Below are 13,736 nucleotides of genomic sequence, written 5' to 3'. Positions count from 1 at the left end.
GCGCCTGTACCCCGCACTGTTCAATATCTTTTTCAAGCCGATGGATCCAGAGGTGGCACACCATCTGGCGTTCCGCGTCATTCGCGCGACACCGCTGCTTGGTGGACTGGTGCGACGTTACTGCGCTCCCGATTCCTCGCTCCAGGTGCAGGCACTGGGCCTGACCTTCCCAAGCCCGTTTGGGCTTGCGGCTGGTTTCGATAAGAACGCTGAAGGCATTCAGGGACTTGGCGAGATTGGGTTCGGTCACGTTGAGGTGGGTACCGTCACCAAGCATGCGCAGCCGGGAAACCCAAAGCCGCGTATGTTCCGGTTTGTGGCAGACCGCGGACTCGTCAACCGGATGGGTTTCAACAACGGCGGTTCTGCAGCAGCTGTACCTCGCATCGAACGGGCACGTTTGCGTCGAAACCGACCCATCATTGGCGCGAACATCGGCAAGAGTCGGGTGACCGAGGTCGCTGACGCAACTGCGGACTATGTGTGGAGTGCTGAGCGGCTTGCGCCCATCGCGGACTATCTCGCGGTCAATGTCAGTTCACCCAACACGCCCGGACTGCGCGGCCTGCAGGAGATCGATCTGCTCGAGCCCTTGCTTGCAGCAGTGCGTGAGGCTGCGGGGGAGACCCCGTTGCTCGTGAAGATCGCACCTGACATGGGTGATGAGCAAATCGATGGCATTGTTGACTTGGCCGTACGTCTTGGGCTCGACGGCATCATCGCGACGAACACGACGATTTCACGTGAGGGCCTCTCGGTGAGTCCCGCCGAGATTGAGGCTATCGGCGCTGGTGGGCTGTCAGGTGCCCCGCTGAAGGATCGCTCTCTTGAGGTGCTCAAGCGGATCCGCAAGACCGCACCCGCAGACTTCTGTGTGATTGCGGTCGGTGGTGTGACCACCGCTGCTGATGTCATCGAGCGTCTTGAAGCCGGCGCGACACTCGTACAGGGATTTACCGCGTTCATCTACGAGGGGCCACTCTGGGCGCGCGCGATTAACCGCGGGCTGAAAAAGGCCGGTTGGCGACAGGCTGCATAACCCCAAGTGTCGGGTGCGGATCCGCATGCGCGATCCGCACTCGACAAAACAGTACTGCCCCGGTGAGTATTTTACTCACCGGGGCAGTACTGTTGCGCAGGTTATGCGGGGTAGTTGCCGCGCTTGACCTGGGGCTTGGGGACGCGCAGCGGTCGGAACTGCATTGCGCGCATGGCGCCGTACCAGCGGTAGCCGCGCTGCAGGTTCTCAGCACCAAACTTTGCGGTGAGCTTCTTCTTGAGCAGGAACCCAAGGATCACGGCATCAAGAATTGCGAGCGCAACGAAGGCCCAAATGAGCACAAGGCTCAGCACCTGAACGATGCCGGGAATGAAGGTCATGACCAGGACGACCAACATCAACGGGATCAGTAGTTCGCCGATGCTCCAACGAGCATCAACATAGTCGCGGACGTAGCGTCGCTGCGGGCCACGGTCACGTGCGGTAAGGAATCGTTCCTCACCCTGCATCATGCCAACACGTGCGCGTTCACGCTCTGCGAGCTGGGCGCGTCGCAGTTCCTTCTGCTGCGCCTTGTCTTTCGAGCCTACGATCGGACGGGCGTTTGCTGCCTGTGCAGCTTTACGCGAGGGGGTAGGGCGGCCCTTGCCGTGTGCTTCTTCATTGGAGCTCTGCCCGGAGTCCTGGGCATGTGGCTGCTCTGCGCGACTCATTATTTCGTCGTCATTCCTTTCGAATCCGAGGCCAATTGGCGTCGAGGCCGTACCCTGCGGATCCGCGAGCGGGAAACGAGCCAACTAACAGCGTACCCTCTCGCTCTGGGAGGCGTAGACTTGTTGCGATACGAATTCGCAGAAATTAAGACGTAAAGGAGCAGCCATGGAAATGGAAACTGCTGAGGGTGCCGTTGACCAGGCACACGGCGTTGCGTTGACCGATGCGGCGCGCGAGAAAGTTCGCAGCTTGCTCGCTCAGGAGGGTCGCGATGACCTTCGCCTTCGAATTGCCGTACAGCCCGGTGGCTGCTCGGGACTCATCTACCAGCTTTACTTTGACGAGCGCACGCTCGACAACGATGCAATCGTCGACTTCTCAGGTGTCGAGGTCGCAGTGGACATGATGAGCGTTCCGTATTTGAACGGCGCAACCATCGGGTTCGAAGACACTATCGAAAAGCAGGGCTTCACGATCGACAATCCGAACGCCGAGGGCAGCTGTGCCTGTGGCGACAGTTTTAGCTAATTCTGTTGATTTTTCGCGTTCCTGTTCGCGACACCCGCGCATCCGTGTTCGGGGAACGTTCAGGTTCGCGCTAAGCTAACAGGTAGTCATCAGATTCGTCTGCCCGAAATGGGGGACGAGAAGTAGATATCGAAAGGTATGCGGTGCGTTCCAATCGTCTAATGAAATGGGTCGCGGCCCCTGTGGCGCTGTCCGCGGCACTTGTGCTCGCGGGCTGCACGCCCGAAGAGCAGCGCGGATTCCTCCCCGAGGGATCCACTAATGCGACGAACCACACCGAAGGTATTACTGGCCTCTGGGTGACCTCGTGGATTGTGCTCCTTATCGTGGGCGTTATCACCTGGGCACTCATCATCTGGGCGACGATTGCTTACCGTCGTCGCAAGGGTCAGACTGGTCTCCCCGTTCAGCTGCGTTACAACATGCCGATCGAGACCTTCTTCACTGTGGTCCCGGTTCTCCTTGTTCTCGGATTCTTCGCCTTCACCGCTCAGGAGATGGCAAAGATTGAAGCTCGGTACGACAACCCGGACAACGTCGTAGAAGTTTATGGCAAGCGTTGGGCTTGGGACTTTAACTATGTCTCTGACGACGTCCACTTCCAGGGCGTACAGGTGCAGACCGACGAGACCGGTGAAGCAACCGAAGAGACCATGCCGGTTCTCTACCTCCCGGTAAACCAGAAGACTGAGATTCGTCTTGAGACCCGTGACGTCATTCACTCCTTCTGGATCGTAGAGTTCCTCTACAAGAAGGACATGATCCCTGGCCAGACCAACTACATGAGCTTCGAGCCCACTGAGATCGGCACTTACATGGGTAAGTGTGCAGAGCTCTGTGGCGAGTACCACTCGATGATGCTCTTCCAGGTCGAGGTTGTCTCACAGGAAGATTACGATCAGTACATCGACACCCTGAAGGCGAACCCGGAGAACCGCGGTCTGGTTGGCGATGAGTACAACCCGAACCAGGCTTCGTTCCCCGAGGACGTCGCTAGGGCTCAGAACGACTAATAGGGGATAGCAGAAAGATGAAGAAGGGCAACGTAGTTGTCTCGTGGATGACATCCACGGACCATAAGGTGATCGGGTACATGTACCTGATCAGCTCCTTCGTGTGGTTCCTCATTGGCGGCCTGATGGCCCTGGTGATCCGCGCGCAGCTGTTCCAGCCTGGCCTCGAGGTCATTGCTACCAAGGAACAGTACAACCAGCTGTTTACCATGCACGGTACGATCATGCTGCTCATGTTTGCTACGCCGCTCTTCGCTGGCTTCGCAAACGTCATGATGCCGCTCCAGATCGGTGCACCGGATGTGGCCTTCCCCCGTCTGAACGCTTTCGCGTTCTGGCTGTACACCTTCGGCTCGCTCATTGCGGTCGGTGGCTTCCTTACCCCCCAGGGTGCTGCTTCGTTCGGTTGGTTCGCTTACGCGCCGCTGTCTGAAATGACGTACTCTCCTGGTGTCGGTGGAAACCTCTGGGTGCTCGGCCTCGGTATCGGTGGCTTCGGCACGATCCTCGGTGGCGTGAACTTCATCACGACCATCATCACGATGCGCGCTCCTGGCATGACCATGTGGCGTATGTCGATCTTCACCTGGAACACCCTGGTGACCTCGATCCTCGTGCTCCTCGTCTTCCCCGTTCTCGCAGCAGCATTCTTCAGCCTCGCGGCTGACCGAATCTTCGGTGCTCATGTGTTTAACGGTGAGGGTGGCGCAATCCTGTGGCAGCACCTCTTCTGGTTCTTCGGCCACCCCGAGGTGTACATCATCGCGCTGCCGTTCTTCGGCATTGTTTCTGAGATTTTCCCGGTCTTCAGCCGCAAGCCGATCTTCGGTTACAAGACCCTGATCTACGCGACCATTGCAATTGCAGCGCTCTCGATGACTGTGTGGGCTCACCACATGTACGTCACTGGTTCGGTTCTCCTCCCGTTCTTCGCTCTGATGACGATGCTCATCGCGGTTCCTACCGGCGTGAAGATCTTCAACTGGATCGGCACCATGTGGCGCGGCTCTATCACCTTCGAAACTCCGATGCTCTGGTCGCTTGGCTTCCTCGTGACCTTCGTCTTCGGTGGCCTCACCGGTGTCATTCTCGCCTCGCCTGCACTTGACTTCCACCTCTCCGATACCTACTTCGTGGTTGCACACTTCCACTACGTGATCTTCGGTACGGTTGTCTTCGCGATGTTCGCTGGTTTCTACTTCTGGTGGCCAAAGTGGACCGGTAAGTTGCTCAACGAACGTCTCGGCAAGATTCACTTCTGGGTACTGTTCATCGGCTTCCACACGACCTTCCTCGTGCAGCACTGGCTTGGCGTTATGGCTATGCCACGTCGTTACTACACCTACATGCCGAGCGATGGCATCACCTGGGGTAACCAGCTCTCGACTGTTGGTGCGATGATCCTCGGCGCTTCGATGATTCCGTTCCTCCTGAACGTTTACATCACCGCGCGTCGTGCGCCCAAGGTCACGGTTGATGATCCCTGGGGTTACGGTCGCTCGCTTGAGTGGGCAACCTCTTGCCCGCCCCCGCGTCACAACTTCACCTCGATCCCGCGTATTCGCTCGGAGTCACCTGCTTTCGACCTGCATCACCCTGAGGTGAGCGGTGTTGAGCAGCCGGTAGTCCGCGAAATTAGTGAAGCTAAGTAGTAAGGAAGGAACAAGAATATGAAATCAAACATCGTAATCTTCTGGATCCTTGCGATTTACTTCGCTATCCTCGCCTCGGTCTACACCGCTTGGAACTTCATCGTTCACGGCTACCTTGAGTGGTCAGGCTCGATGTCGATCTTCGGTGCTGCATTCCTTGCAGGTATGATCGCGGTTTACCTTGGCCTCATCAAGAAGAAGCAGGGTGGTCAGCTTGTAGAAGACCGCCTCGATTCTGACATTGATGATGGCGACCCCGAGCTTGGTGACTTCAGCCCCTGGAGCTGGTGGCCCCTGATGCTCGCACTCGCGTGTGCACTCGTCGTTCTCGGCATGTGCCTCTCGTTCAACTTCTGGATCTCGTTCTTCTCGGTTCCTCTCGTGATCGTTTCGGTTGTGGGTTGGGTTTACGAGTACTACCGCGGTAACTTCGCACGGTAGTTAGATCTGGATGATCTCGTGAGTATCACGATTCGACGCGGCCAGGCCGAAGACGCGAAAGCTGTCTTCGGCCTGGCCCGCCAGTTTTCCACCGGTCGCGAGCCGATCGGTCGAGACGAGTTCATGGTTGCGTACGACAATGTGATGATCCGACGCGAACAAGAAACGAATGTTCTCTTCGTCGCTGAAAGTGATAACAAAGTCGTTGGCTATTCACTGCTGACTGTGTCCCGTCTGTTGCATGCACCCGGCCTTACCGCCCACTTGCAAGAGATAGTGGTAGACGAGTCTGCACGTGAAAATGGCATCGGCGATCGCCTCATGTCTGCGAACGAGCATTACTGCTTGGGACGTGGCGTCAGGCAAATCTCTGCATCAACCGCTCGTATGGGTTCGTTCTACAATCACCGAGATTTCGAGGCTGTGGGCGAGCACTACCGCAAGATTCTCGATTTTTTCTAAGTAGATGACTGACACACACAAGGGTCGTCGTCGTCCTGGTGAAAATCGACGCCGCCTAGTAGAGGCCGGACTCATTGAGTTCGGCCTCTACGGCTATCATGGCACCTCCACGGGCAGGATCGCCGCCCGTGCAGATGTGCCACAGCCACATCTGTACGCGAGTTTCTCGTCTAAGCGAGCATTGATGCTTGCTTGTGTGGCAGATGTGGTTGAACGACTATTCGCGCTTCCTGAAGTGTCTGACGCATCGAGAGAGGATGTTCTTCTCCTGATGCAGGCAATCGCGGTGCTTCCAGATCCCGAGGTGGGCTCGGAGATTTCACCGTTGTTGCAAGAGCTTTCCGCGGTTTACGCTGAAGATGACTTCTCTGCACTGACTCAACGCGGAGTTCGTGAGCTACTGGGGTCCACCAGCGTTCACATTTCCGCTGAAGTCGATTGAGTCGATACTTACACCGATGGCCGGTACTTTCTTCGAAAGAGAGTACCGGCCATCGTCGTCGGATCGGTGCTGAGTCCTCGATTACCCTGCGAATGTGGCGGGATCCGGCCCAACTCGGCCGTCTGCGAGATCCAGAGCGTCAATTGCAGCCAAGTCACTTGCCTCAAGCGTGAATCCAAACAGCTCCAGATTCTCCCTGATTCTGCTGGGGGTCTGTGACTTCGGAATGATGATCCGGCCCTGCTGTAGATGCCATCGGAGGATGACCTGAGCAGGGGAGCAGCGCTTTCGCGCCGCAATCTCAACGATCTTCGGATGTCCGAGTGCGCCGCCCTGAGCGAGTGGACTCCAGGCCTCAGTCGCGATACCTCGCTCTGCGTTCACCGCGGCGCTTGTTCGGTTCTGGAATGCCGGGTGTAGTTCGATCTGGTTTACTGCGGGAACGATATCACTCACGTCCGCCAGCCGAGTGAGGTGCTCTGGTAAGAAGTTGGAGACGCCGACGGCGCCGACTTTGCCCTGTTCGGACAGGTGCGTCAGCGCTCGCCAGGCCTCCAAATAGCCGTCGGTCTGTGGCGCAGGCCAGTGGAGGAGATACAGATCAAGCTTTTCGAGCCCGAGTTTTGCAAGCGACTCGTCGTAGGCGCGGAGCGCGCCGTCAAATGAATACTCGCTTGGCCACACCTTGGAGGTGATGAAGAGATCTTCTCTGGGCACGTCTGCATTCGCTATAGCGCGGCCAACGCCATGCTCGTTCCCATAAAGCGACGCGGTGTCGATGCTTCGATAGCCCGACTCAATCGCACTTCCCACGACGTCTGCAGCGTCATCATCCGTGACTTTGAACACGCCAAAGCCGACCTGTGGCATCTTGGAGCCGTTGTTGAGGGTGACGTGGGGGACGGTTGATTGCTGCATGCGGTCTCCTTTGGCTGCGTGCGATTTGGATGAAGTGTTAGGCCCGTAGTGGCAATCGGTCGAGGAATGGAATTGCCTGCTGGAGGTCGTTGGAAATGGCTTCGTCCGCCTGCTCCTGCACGATGGGCTTGGCGTTATAGCCAACTCCGATGGCTGCAACCTTCATCATTTCGAGATCGTTCGCGCCATCCCCGATGGCCATTGACGCATCGAGTGAGATTCCGCTTTCCGCGGACCACAGGCGAAGCTTTTCTGCCTTGGCCTGTGCGTGAATGACGGGACCAACGGTTCGACCAGTCAGGAGGCCGTTTTCGACCTCCAGGCGGTTGGCCGACCAGAAATCGAGGTGCAAGTCTTTCGCGAGCAGGTCGAGCACCTCATGGAATCCGCCAGACACAACGCCAACCTTGCCGCCGCGGCCGTGCACCTCGCTAATGAGTTCGACAATGCCAGGGGAGAGGCGGATCCGCTCATAGACGTCTTGGAAGACGCTTACTGGAGTTCCTGCGAGTGTCGCAACCCGCTCTGCGAGGCTTTCTGAGAAGTCGAGCTCTCCGCGCATTGCGCGCTCGGTGACCTCTGCCACCTGCTCGCGGGTGCCGGCGGCCTCTGCGATAAGTTCGATCACCTCGTCTTGAATGGTCGTGGAATCACAGTCGAGTACTACAAGCGGTGCAACGGTCATGCCTGACAGTTTAGAGAATTCCAGCGCACTGCGTTTCATGTACGCGCGGGCGCGCGACAAGTCGTTAGTGTGGAGCTATGGCAACTGTTCTCAAGCTCTCCGACGTTTCGTACGTCCGTAACGGCCGTCCGATTCTTGATGGCGTCAATTGGTCGATTGATTCGGCAGACCGCTGGGTGATTCTCGGACCCAACGGTGCTGGCAAGACCACCCTGATGAAGCTTGCTACAGGTCAGGACTACCCATCAACGGGCACTGTTGACGTTCTGGATCAGCGCCTTGGACGTGTCGATGTGCGTGATCTACGTACACGGATCGGCTTCGTGTCGTCTGCGCTTGCGCGTCGGATTCCCGCTGACGAGACCGTCATCAACCTGGTCCTCACCGCGGCCTACGCTGTTGAGGGTCGTTGGAACGAGTCGTACGACGAGATTGACGTGCGGCAGGCTCGGCGAGTGCTCGCCGAGTGGGATCTTGAGGGTCTCGCGGATCGTAAGTTCGGGACGCTGAGCGATGGTGAGCGTAAGCGTGCAATGATCGCGCGTGCAGTGATGGCGGATCCTGAGATGTTGCTGCTCGATGAGCCTGGTTCGAGTCTTGATCTCGGCGCACGTGAACGGCTCGTGCAGATGCTCTCTGGTTTTGCGCAGTCTGAGTTTTCTCCTGCAATGATTTTGGTGACGCATCACGTTGAGGAGATTCCGCCAGGCTTCACTCACCTGCTTCTCGTTGCGGATGGCAAGGTGAAAGCCGCCGGGCCAATCGATTCGACGTTGACTTCTGAGAATCTCGAGCGCACCTTTGGTCTGCCGCTTGAGCTCACTGCTAAGAATGGTCGATACGTGGCAACGGCTCGCGCGTAAGAAGATATTTCGCAGCCCATAACACTCCGTGCCGAGATGCAACTCGATGCGACAAATGATCTGCTAAACTAGACGCTTGTTGCGGCTCTCGCCGCAGGCCCACGGTGTGCTGTTACACACCATCATCAAGGCAAAAAGGATTATTCCAATGAAGACCGAAATTCACCCCGAGTACAACGCAATCGTTTTCCGCGACCTGGCTTCGGGCGAGACTTTCCTCACCCGTTCGACCCTGAAGAGCGAAAAGACGATCGAGCTTGACGGCGTGACCTACCCGGTCCTCGATGTGGAAATCTCGAGCGCTTCGCACCCGTTCTACACCGGCAAGCAGCGTATCCTCGACTCGGCCGGACGCGTCGAGAAGTTCAACCAGCGCTTCAAGGGCTTCGGCGCCTAAGTTTCGCTTCAGCAATAAGGCCCGGGTTCTTGTGAACCCGGGCCTTATTGCGTCTTGGGTTGCTGCAAGCCCATCACCCGCGAAACATCCCCTGCCATTCGGATCGAGGGGTTTCTGACGCGAAACAGGGCCCCTCTCGAAAGAAGGGCCCTGTTTCGCAAGGCATTGCGGGAGACTGTACGCGCGGAATGCCTTTAGCCGCGACGAATCGGCCAGCGGCCATCGGCCGTGAAGTTTGGATCGCGATTCTTGCGCATGTAGTCCTGGAAGCTCTCGGCCTGATCCGCCGCCCACTTTACCTGTGCGGCGTGAATCGTATCTAGGTCATCAGCCATGGTGTCGCCAAACTTCGCTGCGATCCGCTGCATGACCCGCCCTGATGCAATTGCGTCATCGCCTGCGTCGTGGGCCGTGCCCAATTCCACCCCATAGTGAGCGGCGGTGGCCTCGAGGGTGCGTTTTCCGCGACGGTACTTGTCTACCTGCTTATCGATGATGAGCGGGTCAAGGACTGGTGCAGTTGGCAAAGCCGCGTTGATCTCATGGCGCTGAAGCTCTGCAGCCAGCAGTGAGAGGTCGTACGGCGCGTTATAGATGACAACGGGGAAGCCGCGGTCAACCATTTCTGCAAGACGGGCGGCAATCTGGGCAACGCCCACAGCTGCATTTGTGCCACTGGTCCTCGCAATGGCTGTCGTAATGCCGTGGACACGCGCTGCGGCATCAGGAATCTCCACTCCTGGATCAAGGAGCCAGTCGTAGCGTTCGAGTACTTCTCCCTGGTCGCCAATCAGGGCAACGGTTGCGCTGACAATTCGAGATGTTTCGGTGTCGATACCGGTGGTCTCGGTGTCAAAAACGGCGATTTGTGATGCCCAGAGGGGGAGTGGTCGCTGCAACGGGATTCCTTTCGAGCTGCACGCGTGAGAACGCGGGACGTTACTGATCGTATCTGCTCGAGTACATGCGGGGGAGGCGTCGGGCTGGAATGTCTGTGGGGCCGATACGATTATCAGGTGAACACGAGCACGATACGCACGTTCGACGTGGCAGGAACTCGCACCTTCGTCTGGGAATATGGCGCGCCTGAGGGGCGTCCGGTATTTCTTGTGCACGGGTTCCGTGGTGACCACCACGGTCTCGAGGGGCTGGCTCAGCAGCTTGCTGAGCGCAATCCCGGGTTTCGGTTCCTCGTACCCGACCTGCCCGGGTTCGGTGCAACTGGCCCGATGCCAGCGACTCAGCATGACCTCGCAGGGTACGGCGAATGGCTGGTAGCCCTCGTTGAACAGGCAGCGCCAGACGGTCACACCATGCTGGGTCACTCATTCGGCTCACTGGTGGTGTCAGCTGCGCTTCACGCAGGACTCACACCTGAACAGGTCATTCTGATTAATCCGATTGCGGCCCCCGCACTCGAAGGCCCACAAGCCGTGCTGACGCAACTGGCGATTGGATACTATCGAGCAGGCAGCTTGCTTCCCGAGCGTGCGGCGAAGGGGCTGCTCGGCAACCGTGTCATCGTGCGTGTCATGAGCGAGGTGATGGCGAAGACCCGCGACCCAGAGCTTCGCGCTTGGATTCACGCCCAGCATCACGCATACTTCAGCGCCTTTTCCGATTCTGCGACGCTGCTTGAAGCGTTTCGGGCGTCCGTCTCGCACACAGTACGAGAATTTGCATCTGAATTCCACGTCCCAACACTCCTCATCGTTGGCGATCGTGACGACATCACCCCGCTTGCTGCGCAACTTGACCTGCAACGCCGAATTCCAGGTGCGACTCTGCGCATCCTCCCTGGTATCGGCCATCTCGTGCATTATGAAGCTGTTGCAGAGGCGGCGGCCTGGATTACTGACGCCCTGGGAGACCTTGCATGAACCTCACGCCGATCACCGACATCGATGCGCCCGAGCTGAGCGACTTTACGCAGCTCACAGACGTGGCGCTCCGTCGCGTTCGAGAGCCAGCGGAGGGCCTGTACCTCGCCGAGTCCTCAAAAGTGATTGCGCGTGCCATCGCGGCCGGCCACACCCCACGGGCGGTCTTGACCACTGAAGCCTGGCTGCCGCAGCTGGGGGAGTCGCTTGCTGGGCACCCCGATGTGCCGGTATATGTCGGCAGTGAAGCGCAACTGGAGCAGCTCACCGGTTTTCATATGCACCGAGGCGTACTCGCGTCGATGCACCGACCCGTGGTTCGTGATCCGCTGGAACTTCTCAGCACGGCAAGACGGGTAGCCGTGCTTGAAGGCCTGACCGATCACGCCAATGTCGGCAGCGTCTTCAGAAATGCGGCTGCACTCGGATTTGATGCGGTCTTGGTTTCCCCTGATTGCGCGGATCCGCTCTACCGGCGTGCCGTACGCGTGTCCATGGGGACAGTGTTCCAAGTTCCCTGGACGCGATTTGAGCAGTGGCCGCAGGGGATTGCACTGCTGCAAGACGAAGGGTTTGTCGTTGCCGGCATGACGTTAGGCGAGGGGGCGATCACGCTTGATCAACTCGTTGCGGAAGACCACAGCAAACTGGCAGTCGTATTGGGTTCTGAGGGTCACGGCATTACGCCGAAGGTAGATCGACGCCTCGACCGACGAGTGACGATCCCGATGATGGGTGGCGTTGACTCTCTGAACGTCGCAGCGGCGGCGGCGGTGACGTTCTACGCAACGCGCTAGCAGACGCTTAACGCATTACCTCGAGGAAGCTGCTGGGCCCTGGAGTTGGAGATATGCGGTGCTCTCGGCGTGGACGGTGAAGCCCGCAGCGATGAGGACGCGACGGGTCTCATCTGAGATCGCTGGGAGATCTGGGCGGCGACTAGTCAGAGGCCGCGCAATCCCTACGAGTAATGAGACTCGGGAAGATTTGGTTTCGATCACGCAGCGCGAATATTCGGTGCCGGTGGCCCAAATAAACTTCGCCACTTCGTCGTACGAGAGCGTTCTGAGTGACCCGTCAACCATGAGGAGCAGCGCTGCATCCGTGAACGTCAGGCTGCACACGCGGCTGCGCCAACGAAATGGCACTTTCACCGCGAGCGTGAGCGGGATTCCGAGCACAAGCGCAGAAGCGACTACGACGATCCGCGCTTCACCGCTGCTCTCAGGCGCCATGAGAATTGCGAGCATCGAAACGAGAGCACCTGCTGTGAGGGTAACGCCAGCGATTGCCCACCCGAACGATGACAGGCGTGCTGGTACCCCCGTGAATCGCAGTTGAGCGTGAGACTGGGCATTGTTGCCCCAGCTAGGTGCCGGTTTCGGCTCCGTGCGTAAGCGAGCCCAGCTCTCTTGCGCACGGCACAGTAATGACCGCAATTTCATCGGGTCACTTGGGTGCGCGTCGGGGTGTTCAAGACGCCTATGGCGGTGAGCGTGAGACCTGCCGTCCAGACCTCATCAATGAGTGTTCCTGCTGTGGCGACAACCTGTGAGCTAGCGATCGCAGCTGTCCTGCCCGGTAGTGATGCATTCATTTCGGTCCGAGTTTAGCCTGAACTGCATGAAGCAAAAGGGGCACTTGGAGGCTTGACGTGTGCGGGTTTTCCTACGGCGTAGAATAAACACGGGAAAAGAAACACGACCCAAGCCAGCGGCGACTTGCCAGGGGAGGGCAAGTAGAATCATTAACCCTACGTGTGTCCTGCAGCGCTGAATCGTGCAGCGAGCTCTCATACACACCAAAGCAACCAGGCATGATTTTGTGACGACGAAGGGGAGTGGCCTTATGCTTCGAGCCTTACCGCCGCGCCTGGTCGCCGTTCTTATCATGTTGTTCTGGCTCTGCGTCGGCGTTGTGTCATACGTGCTCGGCGTGCGCAGCGAGATTGGGCAGCGAACAGAAGAAACCGTGCTCGACGCTTCACGTTTTTCGACGGATCCGCCCGCGCCACTCGGGCTTGTGACGCCAGCGTCGGTCGCGCTCGCAATTCTGATCCTGTGTGTGGTTGCGCTCGCCTCCCATGGTGTCTCCCGGGCTGTCTATATTGGCGTCAGCGCAACCATTGCGGTTGTCGCCTCTCAGGTACTGAAGGGGCAAATGCTCACGAGGCCGGACTTCGTCGCGTACGATGCGCCAAACACCTTCCCAAGTGGTCACATGACCGCCTTCGCGGTTGTGGCCATTGCACTTGTGCTTGCCGTACCCAGGCAGCTTCGTGTTCTCGTCACGCTCATTGGGGCGGTCGTGATGAGCGTTGCTGGGTGCCAATTGATCTTCTTTGGCTGGCATCGGCCCTCAGACGTATTTGGTGGAGTTGCGTTGGCGGTGGTGGTATTTGCCGCAGGTGCAGCTCTGGCTCCCGGTGGGAAATTGTCGGGCGGCGGATCACACGGCCGGCAGGCGGCGAACGCATTTGTGTTGATCGGATGGATCTTGGCGGCGGTTGCACTGGGTTTTGTCGTTGCGGGTGCATTCACGGAGTCGTCGCGCAACATCCTGATTGCAGGACTTGCCGCTGCAACTGCGAGCGCGATGCTTGCTGGCCACTCGGCGATCACGTGTGCGAGGTTGCTTGAATCATCGTCGCGAAACGTGCGCACCAGCGTCGGGTAGCCATTCGCGGATAATCTATATTATGTCAGCTCGTGTGAATAAGTCCCTTCCCCAGTGCGGCACAA

General features: G+C 58.3%; 17 protein-coding genes. 12 read left to right on the top strand and 5 right to left on the bottom strand.

Annotated features, from left to right (window positions below):
- Positions 1-4 precede the first annotated feature (4 nt).
- Positions 5-1,039 carry a quinone-dependent dihydroorotate dehydrogenase gene (locus FW756_RS04500; RefSeq protein ID WP_446429212.1) on the top strand — a complete coding sequence of 345 codons (1,035 nt, stop codon included), beginning with the start codon at positions 5-7 and terminating at the stop codon, positions 1,037-1,039.
- Between the two features lie 101 nt (positions 1,040-1,140).
- Here the strand turns inward: FW756_RS04500 and FW756_RS04495 are convergent, their stop codons facing one another.
- Entirely contained in the window at positions 1,141-1,797 is a 657-nt protein-coding gene (locus tag FW756_RS04495) for a DUF3043 domain-containing protein (protein ID WP_446428971.1), read from the bottom strand.
- A gap of 88 nt (positions 1,798-1,885) precedes the next feature.
- Between FW756_RS04495 and FW756_RS04490 the strand changes: the two genes are divergently transcribed.
- The 6 genes from FW756_RS04490 to FW756_RS04465 all read left to right on the top strand — a co-directional run bounded on the left by FW756_RS04490 (position 1,886) and on the right by FW756_RS04465 (position 6,252).
- A complete protein-coding gene (locus tag FW756_RS04490) occupies positions 1,886-2,242 on the top strand; it encodes a HesB/IscA family protein (RefSeq protein ID WP_446429211.1) in 357 nt (118 codons plus the stop codon).
- Between the two features lie 161 nt (positions 2,243-2,403).
- A complete protein-coding gene (gene ctaC / locus FW756_RS04485; protein ID WP_446428970.1) occupies positions 2,404-3,255 on the top strand; it encodes an aa3-type cytochrome oxidase subunit II in 852 nt (283 codons plus the stop codon).
- A 17-nt stretch (positions 3,256-3,272) separates the two neighbouring features.
- On the top strand, positions 3,273-4,907 hold the full coding sequence (gene ctaD, locus FW756_RS04480; RefSeq protein WP_446428969.1) for an aa3-type cytochrome oxidase subunit I: 1,635 nt from the start codon (positions 3,273-3,275) through the stop codon (positions 4,905-4,907).
- Positions 4,908-4,925: 18 nt separating this feature from the next.
- On the top strand, positions 4,926-5,348 hold the full coding sequence (locus tag FW756_RS04475) for a cytochrome c oxidase subunit 4 (RefSeq protein ID WP_446428968.1): 423 nt from the start codon (positions 4,926-4,928) through the stop codon (positions 5,346-5,348).
- Between the two features lie 18 nt (positions 5,349-5,366).
- Positions 5,367-5,810, top strand: a complete 444-nt coding sequence (locus tag FW756_RS04470; protein WP_446428967.1) for a GNAT family N-acetyltransferase — start codon at positions 5,367-5,369, stop codon at positions 5,808-5,810.
- Positions 5,811-5,814: 4 nt separating this feature from the next.
- The gene (locus tag FW756_RS04465) at positions 5,815-6,252 is read left to right on the top strand and encodes a helix-turn-helix domain-containing protein (RefSeq protein ID WP_446428966.1); all 438 of its coding nucleotides are present in this window, start codon (positions 5,815-5,817) and stop codon (positions 6,250-6,252) included.
- Between the two features lie 81 nt (positions 6,253-6,333).
- Here the strand turns inward: FW756_RS04465 and FW756_RS04460 are convergent, their stop codons facing one another.
- Together FW756_RS04460 and serB are read right to left on the bottom strand one after the other, a co-directional pair.
- A complete protein-coding gene (locus FW756_RS04460) occupies positions 6,334-7,170 on the bottom strand; it encodes an aldo/keto reductase (protein WP_446428965.1) in 837 nt (278 codons plus the stop codon).
- Between the two features lie 37 nt (positions 7,171-7,207).
- Positions 7,208-7,855 carry a phosphoserine phosphatase SerB gene (serB, locus tag FW756_RS04455; protein WP_446428964.1) on the bottom strand — a complete coding sequence of 216 codons (648 nt, stop codon included), beginning with the start codon at positions 7,853-7,855 and terminating at the stop codon, positions 7,208-7,210.
- Positions 7,856-7,932: 77 nt separating this feature from the next.
- Between serB and FW756_RS04450 the strand changes: the two genes are divergently transcribed.
- Together FW756_RS04450 and FW756_RS04445 are read left to right on the top strand one after the other, a co-directional pair.
- Positions 7,933-8,718 carry an ABC transporter ATP-binding protein gene (locus FW756_RS04450; RefSeq protein WP_446428963.1) on the top strand — a complete coding sequence of 262 codons (786 nt, stop codon included), beginning with the start codon at positions 7,933-7,935 and terminating at the stop codon, positions 8,716-8,718.
- A 148-nt stretch (positions 8,719-8,866) separates the two neighbouring features.
- The gene (locus tag FW756_RS04445) at positions 8,867-9,115 is read left to right on the top strand and encodes a type B 50S ribosomal protein L31 (RefSeq protein WP_446428962.1); all 249 of its coding nucleotides are present in this window, start codon (positions 8,867-8,869) and stop codon (positions 9,113-9,115) included.
- Between the two features lie 194 nt (positions 9,116-9,309).
- On the opposite strand, the gene FW756_RS04440 is transcribed toward FW756_RS04445, so the two are convergent.
- Positions 9,310-10,014, bottom strand: a complete 705-nt coding sequence (locus FW756_RS04440; RefSeq protein ID WP_446428961.1) for an exonuclease domain-containing protein — start codon at positions 10,012-10,014, stop codon at positions 9,310-9,312.
- 117 nt (positions 10,015-10,131) lie between these two features.
- Here FW756_RS04440 and FW756_RS04435 point away from each other — a divergent pair, with 117 nt between their 5' ends.
- Both FW756_RS04435 and FW756_RS04430 read left to right on the top strand, forming a co-directional pair.
- Positions 10,132-10,995 carry an alpha/beta fold hydrolase gene (locus FW756_RS04435; RefSeq protein ID WP_446428960.1) on the top strand — a complete coding sequence of 288 codons (864 nt, stop codon included), beginning with the start codon at positions 10,132-10,134 and terminating at the stop codon, positions 10,993-10,995.
- Complete coding sequence (locus FW756_RS04430; RefSeq protein ID WP_446428959.1) at positions 10,992-11,792, top strand: TrmH family RNA methyltransferase; 801 nt, start codon at positions 10,992-10,994, stop codon at positions 11,790-11,792. The genes FW756_RS04435 and FW756_RS04430 overlap by 4 nt, the downstream gene beginning before the upstream one ends.
- A gap of 15 nt (positions 11,793-11,807) precedes the next feature.
- Here the strand turns inward: FW756_RS04430 and FW756_RS04425 are convergent, their stop codons facing one another.
- Positions 11,808-12,245, bottom strand: coding sequence for a hypothetical protein (locus FW756_RS04425; RefSeq protein WP_446428958.1), 438 nt, complete (start codon positions 12,243-12,245; stop codon positions 11,808-11,810).
- A gap of 598 nt (positions 12,246-12,843) precedes the next feature.
- Here FW756_RS04425 and FW756_RS04420 point away from each other — a divergent pair.
- Positions 12,844-13,671, top strand: a complete 828-nt coding sequence (locus FW756_RS04420; protein ID WP_446428957.1) for a phosphatase PAP2 family protein — start codon at positions 12,844-12,846, stop codon at positions 13,669-13,671.
- Positions 13,672-13,736: the final 65 nt, after the last annotated feature.

The organism is Leucobacter sp. 1207-22 (genome assembly GCF_052850455.1).
The sequence above is the reverse complement of the archived record's forward strand: the minus strand, read 5'-3'. Positions and strand labels throughout refer to the sequence as shown.